The following is an 18,955-nucleotide window of genomic DNA, read 5'->3' on the forward strand; positions in this document are numbered from 1 at the left end:
AAAGGTAGGATTTTGCTAGTTGCAAAAATAATCTGAAATTTGTTAAATAGTTTTTGCCCACCTGTCTTGATTGTGTTGCACGTAAAAGCTATTATTAACCTGTATATAAAAGAAAGATGGCTTTATTTGAAGAAAAATTCCCGGAAATAGAAAGGTATCTGGAAGATAATGCTTCTGCAGAACCTGATATCCTGAAACGACTGAGAAAAGAAACTTTTCAGAAAACGACACAGCCGCATATGATTTCCGGCTATCTTCAGGGACGTTTTTTAAGTATCTTTTCACATATTCTGAATCCTAAGAATGTTTTGGAAATCGGAACATTTACCGGATATGCAACATTGAGTATGGCTGAAGGATTAGCTGAAGACGGAAAGATTTACACGCTGGATAAAAATGAAGATCTGGCTTACCTGCCTCAAAAATATTTTGATGAAAGCGAATATAGTGCTCAAATTGAATTTATTGTAGGAGATGCTAAAGAAGAAATTAAAAAATTAGATGTAACTTTTGATTTAGTATTTATAGATGCTGACAAAGAAAATTATGCAGCTTATATAGAACTTATAAAACCAAAACTCCGGAAGGGAGGGGTAGTGCTTATAGATAATGTGTTATGGTACGGAAAGGTAATAGAAGAAAATCCTAAAGATAAATCTACCCAACAGATTAAATTGGTTAATAAAATTGTAACAGAAGACCCGGATTTTGAAAATGTAATTCTACCTTTGCGGGACGGTGTACATTTAATTAGAAAAAAATAATGGATAAAGGAGTTTGTAACGTATCTGTAGCTCCGGTGCGAGCTGATAAAACAGATAAAGCGGAGATTGTTACAGAGATGCTGTATGGAGAGAGTGCGGATATACTGGAAGTAATAAATAACTGGACCAGAATCAAGATGCACTACGATGGCTATGAAGGCTGGATTGATACCAAGCAGATTACTTTGGTGACAGATGATTTTCTGGCAAAAAGAAAAACCCATCTCGTTACAGAGTCTTTTCAATCCCGTGTGATGGAAAGCGGAAAGATGTTGTTGTCTATGGGGTCTGAGGTTTCTTTTGAAACTGTACATGCGCAACGTGGGGCAACAGTACGTCAGAGTATCGTGGAAACGGCTAAAGAATTTCTGAATGTTCCATATCTGTGGGGTGGTAAGAGCTTCTTTGGTGTAGATTGCTCCGGATTTACACAGCTAGTGTTAAAAGTACATGATATAAAATATCCCCGTGATGCTTACCAGCAAGGAGAAGTAGGAGAACCTTTGAGTTTTATAGAAGAAGCGCAGCCAGGAGATCTCGCATTCTTTGAAAACTCTGAAGGGCGTATCATTCACGTTGGTTTTATGTTAGAAAATAATCAGATTATTCATGCACATGGTAAAGTGCGTATCGATACACTGGATTCATCAGGTATCTTTAATAAAGAACTGAATAAACATACTCACAAACTAAGATTTATCCGGAATATTCTTGGATAATCTATAAATTTTAAGCGATGTCTAAAGCCCAACAATTTGCCAAAACCTGGATTGAAGCATGGAACTCCCATGATCTGGATGTCATTCTAAGTCATTATTCAGAAGATATAGAGATTACAACGCCTATGATTAAGATGGCACTGGGAGAGGGTGATGGAAATTTGAAAGGTAAAGATGCTGTCGCCGATTATTGGAAAAGAGCACTAGATAAAATGCCAGATTTGCATTTCGAGCTTTATGATGTAACGGAAGGAGTTAATTCTGTTGCGCTTTATTATAAATCCGTAATGGATAAAAAAGCTGTTGAGGTGATGTTTTTTAATGAAGAGGGTAAGGTGAACAAGATGATTGCACACTATACCGTTTAGAATAAATTCAGTTTCCGGATAAAGAATGTTTTTTTTATACGATATATCTATCTCGCTAATGGCCTTCGGGATGAAGATTGCTTCGCTTTTTAATGAGAAAGTGAAGAAAGGTGTGGTCGGGAGAAGAGATTCCCTGAAAAATGTTCAACAGACATTTACTAAAGATGATAAAGTTATCTGGATGCATGCCGCCAGTTTGGGCGAATACGAACAAGGACTTCCTGTTCTTGAGAGATTAAAAATCCAGTATCCTGATTATAAAATTCTCGTTAGTTTTTTTTCTCCATCGGGGTATGAAAATGTAGTGAAGAAAAAGCATATTGCTGATGCAATCTGTTATCTTCCGTTTGACAAAAAAAATACAATCCAGCAGTTTGTAAACTCATTTCAGACCACTATTTTCTTTACTGTAAAATATGATTTCTGGTATCGATTATTGGAAGTATTGAACCAAAAGAATATACCAATTTATGTGGTTTCAGCATTGTTTTATGAAAAACAGAAGTTCTTTACATCTGGAGGGCGATTCTTTGTGGGACAGCTCCGGAAGGATGTTAATGTCTTTTTTCATCAGACAGAGCATTCACTAAAGCTTGCAGAATCAATAGGACTTACCAACTCTTTGTATACAGGAGATACAAGATATGACAGGGTAAAACAAAATGTAAAGAATTTCACAGAGGTGCCGCTTATTCAAAGCTTTATTCAAAACAAACCAGTCTTAGTTGTCGGTAGCTCCTGGGAAGCTGAAGAGAATTTGGTTGAGAAATTTATTAATGAAAATCCGGATACAAAAATAATTCTAGCCCCTCATGATCTGAAACGTGTTCCACTGATTAAGCAGCGTTTTGGAGATAAGGCGGTTTTGTATAGCGGTTTAGAAAGTAGTCAACCATCTGCCTTAGATCATCAGCTTTTAATTATCGACAATATAGGAATGCTGTCCCGTCTCTACCATTATGCAGCTGTTGCTGTTGTAGGTGGAGGTTTCCATTCTTCAGGCTTGCATAATATACTGGAGGCAGCTGCTTACGCTATACCTGTAGTTTTTGGCAATCAGTATAAGAAAAATCCTGAAGCCGATGCTTTGATTGAAGCCGGTGCAGCAAAAAGCTTTTCCGACGAAAATGCTGCTGCTGTATTTCTTCATCAATTGTTCCGGGATGAAGATAAAAGAAAAAGTATGGCTTCTCTAGCAGGTAAATTTATAGCTGATCAGCCCGATGCAGCTGCTATTATTCTTAATAATATTCAAGTTAAATAATATTTACGCTTTGTTGTGAAAAAGTTGGAAGGTGTATATCTTTTTATTTAATTTCACGGCATAGAGAAATATTAATATCAGATGAATATGAAACTAAAACTATTCTTTTTATTTATTGCTGCTTTTTTAGCAATCGGATCATGTAGTTCCAGAGATAATAATGATAATTACCTTGTGGTTGAGCCTGCTGAGGTTTATGGAAATTGGAGACTTGAATCTCTTACTATTGAAGGTAACGGGCAGAAAAAGGTTTTTAATGATCAATGTTTTCAAAGATCTACCATTTTGTTTAATGGAGCCGATAATAAAGGGGTAGAGCGTGGTTACGAAAGTATTTCAACACCCGGGACTTGTAAAGACTCTGGAAATCTTAACTTTACTTTTAGTATTGAAAGAAATACAATTTATCAGACCTATACAGGCGGGCAGAAAGATGAGGCAAAGATAGAAGGAGTGACAAATACAACGCTTGTAATTTCACAAAACAAGACTATTGATAATATAAAGGTGAAAGCTACAATGAAGTATATCAAAGCATAACAAAAAATAAACTCAGTACAATTTAATAGATCTCCACAAGCTTTTGTGGAGATTATTGTTTTTTATATTGTACTTTTGTGAAAATCTAATTTTAATAAAAAAATAATTTTATAAAGTGTATTACGATCATAACCAGATTGAAAACAAATGGCAGCAGTATTGGGCCAAAAATGAAACTTATAAGACCGATGCGAAATCTACAAAGCCTAAATATTATGTACTCGACATGTTCCCTTATCCTTCAGGAGCAGGACTGCATGTGGGACACCCACTGGGCTATATCGCTTCGGATATTGTAAGCCGCTACAAAAGACATCAGGGATTCAGTGTCCTGCATCCTATTGGTTATGACAGCTTCGGTTTACCTGCAGAACAATATGCAATTCAGACAGGGCAGCATCCGGCTATTACAACAGAAGAAAATATTAACCGTTATGAGAAGCAGCTGAAAAGAATCGGTTTCTCATTCGATTGGTCAAGACAATTCCGTACTTCAGATGCTAGTTATTACAAGTTTACGCAATGGATCTTTATAGAATTATTCCATTCGTGGTATAATAATGATACCGACAAAGCTGAAGCTATCGATACGTTAATAAAACACCTTTCTGAAAAAGGAACGGAAGGCTTAAATGCAGTTCAGACTGAGAAAATAGAATTTACAGCAGCTGAATGGAATACAAAATCTGAGAAAGAACAACAAGAGATTTTATTAAACTATCGTTTGGCTTTCCGTGCAGAGACTACCGTGAACTGGTGTCCGGGGCTAGGAACTGTATTGGCAAATGATGAGGTTATTAATGGTAAATCAGAGCGTGGAGGTTTTCCTGTGTATCAGAAAAAAATGATGCAGTGGAGTATGAGAATTACAGCTTACTCTGAGAGACTATTACAAGGATTAAAAACATTAGACTGGCCACAGCCGTTGAAAGACGCGCAGGAATACTGGATTGGTAAATCTCAGGGAGCAGAAGTTAACTTTGGTCTTGAAAATTCTGATGTACAGATAAAAGTGTTTACAACACGACCTGACACTATCTTTGGTTCTACTTTTATGGTGTTGGCGCCAGAAAGTCCATTGGTACAGGAGATTGTAACGGCTGAGCAGAAAGAAGAAGTTCAGAATTATATAGAGCAGACTTCTTTGAAATCAGAAAGAGACCGTATGGCAGACGTAAAGACTGTTTCAGGTGCTTTTACTGGAGCGTATACGGTTAATCCGTTTACCGGGAAAAAAATGCCGGTGTATATTTCCGATTATGTACTAATGGGTTATGGAACAGGAGCTGTAATGGCTGTTCCTGCACATGACGAGAGAGATCACCGTTTTGCAAAGAAATTCGGATTAGAAATTACCGAAGTGGTTGAAGGAGGTGAGGATGTTCAGGAAGAACCATTCATTGCTAAAGATGGTATTTGTATCAATTCAGATTTTCTGAATGGTCTGAAATATGAAGATGCAAAAGCAAAAATTATTACGGAAATTGTTGGCCGTGGTTTAGGAAATGCTACAACCAATTATCGTCAGAGAGATGCTATCTTCTCTCGCCAAAGATATTGGGGCGAACCAGTACCTGTATATTATAAGGATGATGTTCCTTATACTTTACCTGTTTCCGCATTGCCATTGGAATTACCAGAAGTAGAAAAATACCTTCCGACTGAAGATGGAGATCCACCATTAGGTAACGCTAAAGATTACGGATGGGACGAAGCTAATCAGAAAATTGTAGCGACTGACCTTATTGATAATAAAATGATCTTCCCGTTAGAGCTGAGCACAATGCCTGGTTGGGCTGGTAGTTCATGGTATTTCCTGCGTTATATGGATGCTCATAATGATTCCTACTTTGCAGATAAAGAAATGACAGATTACTGGGGACAGGTAGACTTATATATAGGTGGTAGCGAACATGCTACTGGCCATTTATTGTATTCCCGTTTCTGGAATAAGTTTTTAAAGGATCGTAATTATATAGAACAGGAAGAACCTTTCCAGAAGTTGATCAATCAGGGAATGATCCTGGGAATGAGCGCTTTTGTGTTTAGGATTGATGGAACAAATCAGTTTGTTTCAAAAAATCTGGCTAAAGATTATGCTACCCAGAAAATCCATGTTGATGTATCCTTATTAAAAGGAGCGACAGATGAACTGGATACTGAAGCTTTCAAAAACTGGAGACCAGAATTTAAAGATGCAACATTTATTTTAGAAGACGGAGATAAATACGTTACCGAGCGTGAAGTCGAAAAAATGTCCAAGTCCAAATTTAATGTTGTAAATCCTGATGATATTTGTGATGAATACGGTGCAGACTGTCTTCGTTTATATGAAATGTTCTTAGGCCCGTTAGAGCAATCCAAGCCATGGAATACACAAGGACTTAGTGGTGTTTACGGTTTCTTAAAGCGTTTATGGAATTTATACTTCAATGCAAATGATGAGTTTGAAGTTACAGATGAAGAGCCAACAAAAGAAGAATACAGAGTTCTGCATACTCTGATCCAGAAAGTTCTTTTTGATATCGAGAATTTCTCGTTCAACACGTCTGTAAGTTCCTTTATGATTGCGGTGAATGAGTTGACTAAATTAAAGACTAACAAAAGACAAATACTAGAGCCTTTGGCTGTTATTATTTCTCCTTATGCTCCACATATTACAGAAGAGATATGGTCTCTTTTAGGGAATAAAGAAAGTATAGAATATGCTCCTTTCCCGGTGTTTAATTCACAGTATTTAGAGTTGGATGAAATAGAATATCCGGTAAGCTTTAATGGTAAAATGCGTTTTAAGGCATCATTATCGGCAAATCTTACACCGAAAGAAGTGGAAGAAGCGGTGCTAAAACTTGACAAAACAATTGAAATCTTAAACGGGGCTATACCTAAGAAAATCATCGTTGTGCCTAAAAAAATTGTTAATTTCGTTATTTAGTTCATTAAATTTTGGTATATTTATCTTTTATACGATAAAATATGTTGTATAAAAAATAACACAAAAGTGAATAAAAATTAACATTGGCTAATTGATAAAAAATAAGGAGGTTTGTTTTTGATTTTTAAACGATTCTTTGTTATTTAACAAATTTAGTCTCGATTTTGGATCGATGGATTATCTGAGAAAAACAAAAATAGTTTCCGAAAAATGACAAAAATCATCAATATTAGAATTGCATCTTGCATTTTTCAATAAAATGACTTTAATTTACAACCTCAAAAATTTGAAGAAATAAACAATAAATAATTTAGATTAATATGGAAATGAATGTTTCAAACACAGAGCACGAAGTTGTTGCTAAAAAGAAGGGAGGTTTAAATCCTGCGATTGTAATCCCTATTTTATTTGTAATTGGTATTGCAATTTATTTATTTGTATTCGGTAACCCGAGTAACTTTAAGAAAAACCCTGCTTTAGATGGAGTAGCGTCTGTAGCCCTTGCGGATATTAAGTCCACAGAACTTCACCCGGCTGAAGGAAAGCCAATGGGTATCGTTTACATGGGTGGTCCAATCGTACCTATTCTTCTTACTTTCATGATTACAGTAGTTGTTTTCTCTTTCGAAAGATATTTCGTTCTTAAGAAAGCTTCTGGTAGCGGTAACTTAGATAACTTTGTTAACACAGTTAGAGGATACCTTAACAGAAACGAAATCAACGCTGCATTAGAAGAGTGCGACAGACAACAAGGTTCTGTAGGTAACGTTGTAAAAGAAGGTCTTACAACTTACAAAGCTCTTGAGCATGATAATACAATGAACAAAGAGCAAAAGTTAGTAGCTTTAGGAAAATCTCTAGAAGAAGCTACAACTCTTGAAATGCCAATGCTTGAAAAGAACATGATGATTCTTTCTACATTAGGTACAGTTGCAACGTTAGTAGCACTTTTAGGTACGGTAATCGGGATGATTAAAGCGTTCTCTGCTTTAGGTTCTGGTGGTGGTACTCCTGACTCTGCTGCATTATCAGTAGGTATCTCTGAAGCACTTATCAATACGGCTTTAGGTATTGGTACTTCTGCTGTTGCAATTATTCTTTATAATTTCTTTACTTCTAAGATCGATGGATTAACTTATAAGATTGACGAAATCGGAATGAGCATCCAACAATCTTTTGCTGAGCATAACTAATCAGGACAGAATATAATATTCTGTTTAACAATAAATAAATTATAAAGAATTAAGAAATGGCGAGAGTTAAACCAAAACGACATGGTGTAGTTACCGATATGACGGCAATGACGGATGTTGCTTTCCTACTTCTTACGTTCTTCATTCTGACAGCGCAGTTCAAGAAGCCAGATGCTGAGGCTATTACAACGCCTTCATCTATCTCTACAACTACGTTAGATGATACTAATTTAATGACGATTAGTATTACTCCGGATGGGAGGTATTTCTTTACACCTATTGATAATAATTCTGAGAAATCTCAGATATTAGATAAAATGGCAGGGCAGTACAGAGTTGGATTCTCTGCTGCTGAGAAAAATGCATTTCTTAAGTTGCCAATGGTAGGTGCCTCTATGGCTCAGATGAAAAGTTATCTTAACTTACCGGATGATCAGAGAGCGAATGTAAAAGGTGCTACAATCCCAATGGATAGTGTGAATAAAGAACTAGTAGATTGGGTAAAATATAGTTTGGAAGTAAATCCAGATGCAAGACTTGCAATTAAAGGTGATGCGAATGCGCAGTACCCTAAATTCAAGGCTCTGTTTGAAGGATTGAAAGATATTAAGTTTTATAAATTCGTTCTGATTACTTCTTCTGAAAATCAGTAAAAAATATTCAACATGGCAGAAGTACAAGTACAGGATAAAGGAGGCAAGGACGGCAAAGTCCGCTCCAAGAAAGTAAATGTAAGGGTCGATATGACCCCGATGGTAGACTTAGGTTTTCTTCTGATTACATTCTTCATGTTAGCAACTACTTTAAGTAAGCCTAACACGATGGATATGAAGTTGCCTGCGAAGCCAGAGAAAGATCAACCGATAGATATTCCTGAGATTGACCTAACAAACTCAATCACATTCTTATTAGGAAAAGATAATAAAGTATATTATCACCAGTTAGACCAAACAGGTTTAACAGATCCAGGTAAGCTTCAGGAAACTACTTTTGATAAGAATGGTATTGAAAAGGTGATTGATGATGCTAAAAGAAGAGCTCGTAAACCAGATATTTTTACTGTAATTATTAAGCCTACAGATGACTCTAACTACAAAAATTTTGTAGACTTGTTAGATGAAATGGCAATTACTAAGAGTGAAAGATACGGTATCGGTGAAGTGAAGCCTTGGGAGCAGAAAATCTATGATCAGAAAATAGGTAAGTAATTACCTTTTTTAACAAAAATAATTTAATTATGTCAGTAGATAATATTAATGCTTCTTACGATAAACCAATTGAATTGGATGAAATCGTATTTGAGCATAGAAATAAAGAGTACGGGGCGTATGATCTGAGAAAAAGTTACAGACCTATACTGACAAGATCTTTACTAGTAGGTTCAGCATTATTTCTTTTTGCTGTACTTGCACCCTTAGTTTATTTAAAGATAAAAGACGGGCAACAAAAAGAAGAGACAAAAGTGTCAGTGGACTTAACAGATATTAAAGATATCCCACCACCGGTAGAAGAAAAAGAACTTCCACCACCGCCACCACCGCCACCAGTTGAGCCTCCTAAGCAAGAGATTGTAAGGGATATGATTCCGGAGCCGAAACCAAATCCTAAAGTGGAAGAGCCACCTAAGAAAATTGAAGAGGTAAAGGAAACTACAATTGGTACAAGAGATCAGGAAGGTGAAAAAATTGCTAAATACACTCCACCACCACCACCAGCTAATACAGGTGCAGGTAAGAATGTTGAAGCTCCTAAGCCAGTAGGTAACGAAATCGTTGACCGAGTTGACCAGGAAGCAGCATTTGCAGGAGGTATTGAGAAATTTAGAAATTTATTTACAAGTAATTTCGATAACTCTTCTGTAGAAGGTGAAGGTACATTGAAAACTACAGTTACTTTCGTTGTAGAAAGAGATGGTTCTCTTTCTGACGTTAAAGCTTCAGGACCTAATTCTGACTTTAACAGAGAGGCTGAAAGAACAATTAGATCAATCAAAGGGAAATGGAGCCCAGGTAAGCTTAACGGTGATCCGGTAAGATCCAGATTCAGATTCCCGGTTACAATGAACTTCGAATAAGTTTATATCCAAATAAAAAAAGAGAAGCTATTGCAGCTTCTCTTTTTTTTGTATTTTTGTTTCCATGACGTTTAATTTGTTATCAATTGTTGCAGGGATTTGTTATATCACATTAGGTATTTTTGTGATTATGTATAAATTTTTCATTGTAGAATTAGGAGAAGCTGCTGCGTATCCGCTGGGAGGGCTGCTTATAATATATGGTGTTTTCAGACTGATAAGAGTGGTAAATAAATTCAGAAAGAGAAATGAAGAATAGCCTTTTTTTATTAGTATTATTAATCATATTAGGATCATGTAATAATGATAAAAAAAATGATTATGCTACTGGCAGTGTAGTTATGGCTACAGACCCTTCTTTCTATAATGTTGCCGATGCTCTTTCTTACCGTTATATGAAAGTATATCCGGATGCAAAGATCGAGCTGAAACAAATGAAAGAAAAGGAAGCTTTAAAAGCTTTAATTGATAATAAAGTTTCTACTATTGTAATGTCACGTGAACTAACGGAGACAGAAAAACAAAGTTTTCTTAGCAATATAAAATTGAAAGCTGTACCTGCATATTTTGCTGCAGATGCTTTGGTTTTTGTTGTTCCGAAGGAATCTTCAATAGACAAAATTTCGGTGGATGATGTTGCGAGAATGTTGACTGACGAAAAAAGGACTTTAATCTTTGACGGGGCAAATACAAGTAATACAGATTATATTGCTGAAAGGCTTAAAATTGATCCTGCTAAAATGCAATATTCCTCGTTAAAGTCCAATGAAGAAATCATTGAAAATCTGGCTAAATTCCCTGGTCATATTGGGGTAATTAGTCTTAACACAATTAGTAGACCTTATGACGAGAAAGCTAAAGAATTAAGATCAAAAATTAAGATACTTAATATTACAGATGCAAAAGGAGAATTTGCTCCTAGCAGAGAAAATCTGAGATATCAGAAATATCCGTTTACACGTATTTTATATTTCCTTACCAATGAGGGTAATTTTGGTGTTGGGAACGGGTTTATAAGATACTCTTGCAGTCAGGTAGGTCAGCTTATCGTTGACAAAAACGGATTACAGCCTTATCTACTGTACAAGAGAATGGTAGAGATAAAGTAAATATTAGTATTTTTTTAACATTAGTTCCGCAATATATGGAATAGTAATTGTGTTTATATTTAAGAAGAATAATTAATAAAAATAGAATAATTATGAAAGAGAGATTTGGATTATCAAAGAAAATAGTGTTAGGTGCAGCTGCTTTTTTTGCCATGAATATGGTAGGAGCACAGACAGTTGCAGAAGGAATTAATGATATTGACGGCTATAAATTTGGTAAAGCTAAAGAAGTCTACACAGCACTAGTAAACAAAGAACCTTCAGACGCTAACTATTTCTATTTAGGAAATGCTTATTTAGTTCAGTCTGAACCAGATTTTGAAAAAGCAGCAGAATACTTTAGTAAAGGTGTTGCTTTAGATGCAAAGAAATCATTCTACAGTAGAATTGGTCAGGCATCAGTTAAATTAGGAAAAGGAGATCAGGCAGGGGCTATAGCAGAGCTTAATCAAGTTGCTAAAGACTCCAGAGAAAAAGATCCTGAAGTATTATACAGAATTGGTGAAGCTTTAGCGCTTTATCCTAATCATAACGATCCTAAACTATCGATCGAATATCTTAATAAAGCAGTTAATCTTGCTGAGAAAAAAGGAGTTCCTGAGTATTACTACTATACTTTAGGAGATGCTAATCGTCTTAACAAAAACTGGGGTGAGGCAATGAATGCTTATGACAGAGCATTAGAAGTTGCTAAAAACAAAGCTGCAGTATATACAAGAATTGGTACTTTATGGACTTCTGCAAAACAGTGGGAGAGAGCTAAAGATAATATTGATAAGGCTATCCAGGCAGATGCAAACTATGCACCAGCATACAAAGCAAGAGGTGGATTCAACATCGTATACCAAAAATATGATCAGGCTGCATTGGATTACAAGAAATATTTAGATCTTGCAGATTCAGATCCTAACACAGTTTTAGATTATGCTAAATTAGCTTTCCTTGCGAAAGACTACACTAATGCAGGATCTGCTTTAGATTCTGTTTTTGATAAAATCAATGACCCAATTAAATATAGAATTAAGGCTTACTTACAGTACCAAGCTAAAGATTATGCAGGAGCAAAAACAAGTTTGGAAACTTTCCTAAGCAAAGCTGAAAAATCCAGAATTCTTCCAAGTGATTCAGGTTTAGAAGGTCTAATCTTAGCGGCTATTGGTAAAGAGAAAAAAGATGCGGCAATGCTACAACAAGCACAACAAAAAGTTGCTGTCGCTAAAGCTGCAAAAGATGAAACTTTCGATTGGGATGCTGAACTAGCTTCTGCTAGTGGTACAGCACCTAAGGTAGCTTCTGGTGAAGGTGGTCCTACAAATGCTGCAATTGATGCATTGAAAAAGCAAGTAGAAGCTGATCCTAAAAACACAGATCTACTTTATAAATTAGCAAATGAATATCAAGGTGCTCAAAACTGGGGCGGAGCAGCTTCTGCATGGTCTCAGATGGCAAATGTATTACAAACATGGGAGCCTGCTTACTACAGCTTAGGCTACGCATTACAGAAAAGTGGTGATGCAGCAGGAGCAATCGCTGCGTACCAGAAATATGTTGACGTATTAGCATCTAAACCGGCAGCAGATCAAGCTAAAGGAAAAGAGTTATTGGCTAACTCATACTACAATATGGCAAGCTTAACAGCAAGTGCTGACAAAGCAAAAGCATTAGAGTATGTAACTAAAGCTCTTGAAGCTAATCCTGCAGACGCAGATGCAGCAAAACTAAAAGAAAAGTTGAGCAAATAATTTCTATTAAAAGAAATGAAAATATCAAAAACTTCTGGTCTGTAGGATCAGAAGTTTTTTTTAATTTTAGATCATGGTAAAGAAAGTAGATATATTGGCTATAGGAGCTCACCCTGATGATGTTGAGCTAAGCTGTGGCGGAACTCTGGCCAAACTTATTTCTGAAGGAAAAAAAGTAGCTATTGTAGATCTGACACAAGGAGAGCTGGGAACAAGAGGGACTTCGGAAATCAGACATCAGGAGGCGACAGAAGCAGCAAGAATCTTAGGTATCGAATACCGAGAGAATCTGAAGCTGAAAGATGGCTTTTTGGTAAACTCAGAAGAATATCAACTCCGTATTGTGGAAGCTATTCGTAAATATCAACCGGAAATAGTGCTTTGTAATGCACTGGACGATCGACATCCGGATCATGCAAAAGGAGCTAAGCTTGTATCAGATGCATGTTTCCTATCTGGATTAAGGAGAATTGAAACATCTATAGAAGGGCAGGATCAGGCAGCATGGAGACCTAAACACGTTTTCCATTATATTCAATGGAAGGACCTTCAACCAGATTTTGTTGTAGATATCACCGGATTTTTGGATAAAAAAATCGAATGTTGCGCAGCATATTCGTCGCAATTTTATGATCCAAACTCTAAAGAACCAGTTACACCTATCGCTACAAAGGATTTTTATGAGAGTATCACATACAGAGCCCAAAATCTGGGTAGACAGAGCGGTGTAGAGTTTGCAGAAGGGTTTAACACTGCAAAATTAATTGCATTGAAAAATTTTGACGGAATTATTTGCCAGTAACGAATAATAGTGTATCTTTGCACACACAAAACCAAAACGGTGGTTGTAGCTCAGTTGGTTAGAGCGTCGGATTGTGGTTCCGAAGGTCGGGGGTTCGAGACCCCTCATCCACCCAAAATAAAAGCTGTCATTTATGACGGCTTTTTTTATGCCTAAAAGTATCCAGTTTCATTTATAAAATTGATTAGAATTTTCTAATAATTATCTATTCTCAGCACATTTCTGTTAAATTTGGAGAAAATTGCCACATTATGAATATTCTATTAATAGAAGACGAAGCAGGTGTTTCCAATTTTATTAAAAAAGGACTGGAAGAAAGTCAGCACCGTGTAACCCTGGCATACGAAGGAGCAATGGGGCTTCAGTTGGCTATGGAGCAGGATTTTGATTTGATTATTTTAGATGTAATCCTTCCACAGGTAAATGGCTTTGAAATATGTTCGGAAATAAAGCGTTTTAAGCCCGAGATCCCGGTTTTGATGCTGACAGCACTCTCTACAATACAGGACAAGCTTAAAGGCTTTGATAAAGGTGCAGATGACTATCTTACCAAACCATTTCATTTTGAAGAATTACTGGCAAGGATTAATGCGCTAAGCCGGAGAAATCAAAATAGTCTTCCAATCCTAACGTATACTGCGGATGATCTTGTAATGGATTGCTATAAGAAAGTTGTAAAAAGGGCAGGGCAGGAGATTACTCTGACGGTAAAAGAATATGCTTTGTTAGAATACCTTCTGGTAAATAAAAACAGAGTTATTAACCGTGCAAAAATAGCAGAAGCAGTGTGGGGGATTGGCTTTAACAGAGGGACTAATCTCATAGATGTCTATATTAACTATGTAAGGACAAAAATAGATAAAGGCTTTCCGAAGCAACTGATACATACTGTCGTAGGAATGGGATATATACTGAAAGACGAATAGTATGAAACTACAAAGACGCTTATCATTAATTTTTACAGGCTTATTTGCTGTACTGTTAATAGCGGTACTTACTTCTGTTTATTTTATTGTAGCACAAGACTGGCAGAATAATTTCCGAAAGCAGTTAGAAGATCGTGCTTATACAGTAGGGCATAATTATCTGGCCCAGGATAATTTTTCTAAAGTAGAATTTGATGAAGTACTTCGTAAGCTGCCCAGAACATTACCTAAAGAAAAAATAAGAATTTACGATACCAGTTTTAATCCGGTTTTCATAAAGGAAAATGCAACACCATGGGATGGGAAAATTCTGCAGCAAGTGGCTCAGAAGAAAACTCTTTTTTATAAAAATGATCATAAATATGTTGTTGGTATTTATTATGTAGATAACTCCGGAAATTATATTGTAATGGCTGAAGCAGAAAATACTTCCGGAGAAAAATCTTTGCAGGAGCTTCGAAATGTAATGATTATAAGCCTTGTGATAGCCTTGTGTATCTGTGTAGTACTTGGAGAATGGTTCTCCTATCTTTGTCTGAAACCTATTAAGAAGATTAACCACAGGATGAAAAAAATTCAGGCAAGCAGCCTGGATTATAGAATTCCTGTAGAAAAAGGAAGTAAAAACGAAATTACTGTTCTTAGTTCTACAATTAATGATCTTTTACAAAGGCTTCAAAATTCATTTGAAAGCCAGCAATCATTTGTTTCGAATGCTTCCCACGAATTAAAAACGCCTATTGCTTCTTTATTGGGAAATGCTGAAATAGCATTGCGAAAAGATCGAGAGACTGAAGAGTATAAAGAAATTCTGGAAGGAGTCCACCGTGATGCTACCCGTATGGATAGTATTGTGAGCGATTTGCTTATGTTGTCACAGCTGGAACATTCTTCATATCCCTTATATAAAATGGCTCTGGAAGAATTTATCTGGAAAGTTACAGATCAATATATGGAAGATACTTCCGGCACACGTTTGAATATTGAAATCGAAAACCCAGATAAATTCCAAACAACATTTATAAATATTAATTCAGGTCTGATGGAAATTGCCATTAGCAATCTTATTTCTAATGCATATAAATTTTCGCAGAAAGAAGTAGAAATGAGAATTCGTATTAATAAAGATAACGTTAAAATATCAGTTATCGATCAGGGAATAGGAATTGCACCACAGGATATAGAAAAAATTACCCGCCCGTTTTACCGAAGTCAGAATGCTTATGGCATTAAGGGTTTTGGTTTGGGGCTGTCATTATCATCTAAAATCATAGAACAAAACAAAAGCAAACTATCATTTCAGTCTGTACTGGGATATGGAACTACTTCTATAGTTGAAATACCTGTTCTTTTATGATAAATAAGTTATTAGAAATTTTTAATGACTTTCTAATTGGTCTTTAATATTGTTTTAAAACCTTCCTAATCCCCCATATTTACTTTTGCTCTGTAAAAAGTAATTAAATATGTTCGGAAACAGGAAAATGATTCTGGCCGCAGTTTTCTTTCTCGGGATAACAGCAACACTAAAGGCTCAGGAATCTGTACATGATATTATTGTGCGGGATAAAACCACTCAGCAGCCTTTGTCCAATGTAAGTATTAAAGATACAGCAACAGGAAAGGAGATAGTAACGGACGGAAATGGAAAAGTAGCAATTGAAGTTAAAACAGATCCGAAGACCTATGTTATTTCATTAGAAGGTTATATTGCTCAGGATATTGCTTTAAGTGCAGGAGAGCTACCAGACAGTGTCTATCTGTCACCCGAAACAAAACAACTGGAAGGCGTTGTACTAACTGGGTATACAAGACAGTCTAAGGCTAAGACAACAGGCGCTGTGTCTAGCATAAAGGCCGAAGTTATTGCAAAGACCCCGGTTGCTTCATTAGATCAGGCATTGCAGGGACAGGTTCCGGGATTGCATGTAGCTTCTCCTTCCGGACAACCGGGAGCAATTGGCAGAGTAACGATCCGGGGGATTGGTTCTGTGCAGGATGATAAAACGAATCCATTATATATACTGGACGGAATGCCTATCAGTCCGGAGGTTTTTGCAGTACTTAACCCCTTAGACTATGAAGATATAGTGGTACTAAAAGATGCGTCTGCAACTGCACAATATGGTTCCAGAGGAGCAAATGGTGTAATACAGATTACTTCTAAAAAAGGAAAAAATAATGATAAAGGACATTCTCAGTTTTTTTATCAGAATCAGTTCGGAATATCTTCTGTAAATAATCAGAAATGGGATATGATGAACAGTTCCCAGAGATTAGAATTTGAAGAAATTCTGCAGGATCCAAATTTTCCTGGCTGGGCGTATTCCAGAAAAAATCCATATAAAATTGTAAACGGACAGAAAATTGCGAAAACGGAATCCGATTATACAGAAGGCGATCAGAAGTTAGCAGATTTGCGGGCAACAAATACAAACTGGAGAAAGTTACTTTTAAGAAACGGAGTTACCAATTCCCATTACCTAAGTATGGGTGGTGGCGATCAAAAGACCAATCATTATTCATCGCTTTCCTATTTTAAACAAGAAGGTGTATTACCAAATTCCGGAGTTGAAAGATTTAATATTAATAGCGGAGTAAATCATAAGAGTGGACGTTTTACTTCTTCTTTTAATCTTAATTTAACCGGAGGGCAAACGCAACTTTCTGAATCCGATTTTGATGTAAGCGAAACCAATCCTGTGGCATCTCTTTATTTTGCAATGCCATATGAGAAACCATATGATAAGGATGGAAATCTTACACCAGGCGTAAATCGGTTTGGAGCAAATGCTTTAACCATGTATCAGGATATTAGCCGAAAAGAGAAGCAACTTCAGGGAGTATTATCATCTAACCTTTCATTTGAAATTACTAAAAATCTGAAGCTGACCAGCACATTGGGGGTAAACCATCAGCAGACAAGGTTTACCAGAATTATAAAACCGGATACATACTTCGGAAGTATGGTGGATCCTGGTGGGCAGGGACTCTATGAAAGGATTAATACACAGAAAACCTCCTACATGGCCAATTTTGGGTTCAATTATAAAAAGAGATGGGGGGCAAATGAAGTAGAGGCAATTGCTCTTGCCGAGTTCAATAAATACAGTACCAACTACGATGGCTTTACAGGCTATGGACTTATACCCGGATTGGAAAATACTCCGGGAGGAATTACACCCGGGACATCAGACAATAATTTTATTCCAAAAATAAGTGGTGGTGCTTCCGAAAATATATTAGTATCACAATTAGGAATGCTTAGATATTCTTATGCAAACAGATTTACTTTATCCGCTAGTATCAGACGTGATGGATCCTCCAGAGTTCCCTCAGAAAACAGGTATAAATATTTTTATGCTTTCGGGGCAACCTGGAATATGAAGAACGAAGAATTCCTGAAAAATTGGGATGCTTTAAGTACACTTAGGCTGAGATTAAGCCATGGACTAACAGGAAACGCGAGTGGTTTTGCCAGTGATTTTGGTTATCGCCAGCTATACAAACCTCAGCATTATAGTGGTTATACTGCTTTTATTCCGATATCTCCGGGTAATCCCAATTATAACTGGGAGATGAACAAAATATCGGATGTAGGATTAGAATTTGGATTATTTAAAAACAGAATTATCGGAGAAGTTGACCTGTACAACAGGGTGACGAGTGATCTGTTTATCAACAGGAATCTATCTATGACATCTGGTTTTGAATCTATTGCGGACAATATGGGGAAAATCAGAAATAGGGGGGTAGAGTTTCGTTTATCCGGAGACGTCTTCAGAAATGATAATTTTAGCTGGAACCTGGGACTTAATCTGGCATACAATCAGAACAGAATCCTGAGTCTGGGTTCCGAAGATGAGATTGTTACAGAAAATTACTCTATACACAGTGTAGGCTCAGCTCTGGGGCATTTTTATATGGTAAGATGGGCAGGGGTAGATCCTGCTACCGGAGCACCATTGTATTATGATAAAAGTGGTGCTGTAACCAAAGAGTATAATCCGGAAAATGCTGTAATGGTTAAAGGATCCTATGATCCACCAATTAAGGGAGGAATAACAACATCATTTACTTATAAAAACCTTCAGGTTAATGCCTTATTTACTTTTGTGAAAGGAATGTACAGACTTAATACAGCCGAGTTGTACAAAACCTCGGCTGATCCTAACTACAGAATTTATAATCAGTCCGCTGATATGCTGAATATGTGGCAGAAGCCCGGGGATATAAGCCAAAATCCGGGAGCTCAGTATGCAAGATATATGACAGATCGGGAATTACAATCTGCGGATTATATAAAACTTCGAAATGTTAGTATCAATTATAAACTGAAAGATTTAGGCAGTCTGAACAAAGTCTTTAAAGAGGTAAACATTTTTGCTCAGGGACAAAACTTGTTGACCTGGACAAAATGGAAAGGGCAGGATCCTGAAGATGATAACAACTGGTATCAGTATGAATATCCTTTGCCAAGGACAATTACATTAGGCTTTAATGTTTTATTTTAAATGAT

The 18,955-nt window shown here is 36.5% G+C and carries 17 protein-coding genes and 1 tRNA gene; all 18 read left to right on the top strand.

The features are described 5' to 3' along the window. Positions 1-116: 116 nt before the first annotated feature. The 18 genes from C8J95_RS06275 (at position 117) to C8J95_RS06360 (ending at position 18,950) form a co-directional block, all read left to right on the top strand. Positions 117-764 (top strand): O-methyltransferase, encoded by a 648-nt coding sequence (locus C8J95_RS06275; RefSeq protein ID WP_107807634.1) that lies wholly within the window; start codon positions 117-119, stop codon positions 762-764. Continuing rightward, positions 764-1,483, top strand: a complete 720-nt coding sequence (locus C8J95_RS06280) for a C40 family peptidase (protein WP_107807635.1) — start codon at positions 764-766, stop codon at positions 1,481-1,483. Before C8J95_RS06275 ends, C8J95_RS06280 begins: the two co-directional genes overlap by 1 nt. A 17-nt stretch (positions 1,484-1,500) precedes the next feature. Further along, a complete protein-coding gene (locus C8J95_RS06285; RefSeq protein WP_107807636.1) occupies positions 1,501-1,851 on the top strand; it encodes a nuclear transport factor 2 family protein in 351 nt (116 codons plus the stop codon). Between the two features lie 25 nt (positions 1,852-1,876). Next, on the top strand, positions 1,877-3,115 hold the full coding sequence (locus C8J95_RS06290; protein ID WP_255412733.1) for a 3-deoxy-D-manno-octulosonic acid transferase: 1,239 nt from the start codon (positions 1,877-1,879) through the stop codon (positions 3,113-3,115). A gap of 87 nt (positions 3,116-3,202) precedes the next feature. Next, a complete protein-coding gene (locus C8J95_RS06295) occupies positions 3,203-3,655 on the top strand; it encodes a lipocalin family protein (protein WP_255412734.1) in 453 nt (150 codons plus the stop codon). Between the two features lie 115 nt (positions 3,656-3,770). Further along, positions 3,771-6,590, top strand: coding sequence for a leucine--tRNA ligase (gene leuS, locus C8J95_RS06300; RefSeq protein ID WP_107807639.1), 2,820 nt, complete (start codon positions 3,771-3,773; stop codon positions 6,588-6,590). A gap of 320 nt (positions 6,591-6,910) precedes the next feature. Beyond that, positions 6,911-7,783, top strand: a complete 873-nt coding sequence (locus C8J95_RS06305) for a MotA/TolQ/ExbB proton channel family protein (RefSeq protein WP_009085523.1) — start codon at positions 6,911-6,913, stop codon at positions 7,781-7,783. 56 nt (positions 7,784-7,839) lie between these two features. Beyond that, a complete protein-coding gene (locus tag C8J95_RS06310) occupies positions 7,840-8,436 on the top strand; it encodes a biopolymer transporter ExbD (RefSeq protein ID WP_059325992.1) in 597 nt (198 codons plus the stop codon). Positions 8,437-8,448: 12 nt separating this feature from the next. Beyond that, positions 8,449-8,991, top strand: a complete 543-nt coding sequence (locus C8J95_RS06315; protein ID WP_107807640.1) for a biopolymer transporter ExbD — start codon at positions 8,449-8,451, stop codon at positions 8,989-8,991. Positions 8,992-9,020: 29 nt separating this feature from the next. Then, positions 9,021-9,857 carry an energy transducer TonB gene (locus C8J95_RS06320; protein ID WP_107807641.1) on the top strand — a complete coding sequence of 279 codons (837 nt, stop codon included), beginning with the start codon at positions 9,021-9,023 and terminating at the stop codon, positions 9,855-9,857. A 130-nt stretch (positions 9,858-9,987) separates the two neighbouring features. Then, positions 9,988-10,116 carry a hypothetical protein gene (locus C8J95_RS06325; RefSeq protein ID WP_255412735.1) on the top strand — a complete coding sequence of 43 codons (129 nt, stop codon included), beginning with the start codon at positions 9,988-9,990 and terminating at the stop codon, positions 10,114-10,116. After that, positions 10,106-10,966, top strand: a complete 861-nt coding sequence (locus tag C8J95_RS06330; RefSeq protein ID WP_107807642.1) for a PstS family phosphate ABC transporter substrate-binding protein — start codon at positions 10,106-10,108, stop codon at positions 10,964-10,966. The genes C8J95_RS06325 and C8J95_RS06330 overlap by 11 nt, the downstream gene beginning before the upstream one ends. Positions 10,967-11,058: 92 nt before the next feature. Beyond that, a complete protein-coding gene (locus C8J95_RS06335) occupies positions 11,059-12,708 on the top strand; it encodes a hypothetical protein (RefSeq protein WP_107807643.1) in 1,650 nt (549 codons plus the stop codon). A gap of 73 nt (positions 12,709-12,781) precedes the next feature. Further along, on the top strand, positions 12,782-13,510 hold the full coding sequence (gene bshB1, locus C8J95_RS06340; protein ID WP_107807644.1) for a bacillithiol biosynthesis deacetylase BshB1: 729 nt from the start codon (positions 12,782-12,784) through the stop codon (positions 13,508-13,510). 39 nt (positions 13,511-13,549) lie between these two features. After that, positions 13,550-13,623 (top strand) — tRNA-His (locus C8J95_RS06345). Positions 13,624-13,761: 138 nt separating this feature from the next. Then, positions 13,762-14,436 carry a response regulator transcription factor gene (locus C8J95_RS06350; RefSeq protein ID WP_107807645.1) on the top strand — a complete coding sequence of 225 codons (675 nt, stop codon included), beginning with the start codon at positions 13,762-13,764 and terminating at the stop codon, positions 14,434-14,436. Between the two features lies 1 nt (position 14,437). After that, the gene (locus C8J95_RS06355; RefSeq protein ID WP_107807646.1) at positions 14,438-15,793 is read left to right on the top strand and encodes a HAMP domain-containing sensor histidine kinase; all 1,356 of its coding nucleotides are present in this window, start codon (positions 14,438-14,440) and stop codon (positions 15,791-15,793) included. A 109-nt stretch (positions 15,794-15,902) separates the two neighbouring features. Then, positions 15,903-18,950 carry a SusC/RagA family TonB-linked outer membrane protein gene (locus C8J95_RS06360; protein ID WP_107807647.1) on the top strand — a complete coding sequence of 1,016 codons (3,048 nt, stop codon included), beginning with the start codon at positions 15,903-15,905 and terminating at the stop codon, positions 18,948-18,950. Positions 18,951-18,955: the final 5 nt, after the last annotated feature.

The sequence above is a fragment of the Elizabethkingia sp. YR214 genome (assembly GCF_003058195.1).
In the GTDB taxonomy this organism is placed as follows: domain Bacteria; phylum Bacteroidota; class Bacteroidia; order Flavobacteriales; family Weeksellaceae; genus Elizabethkingia.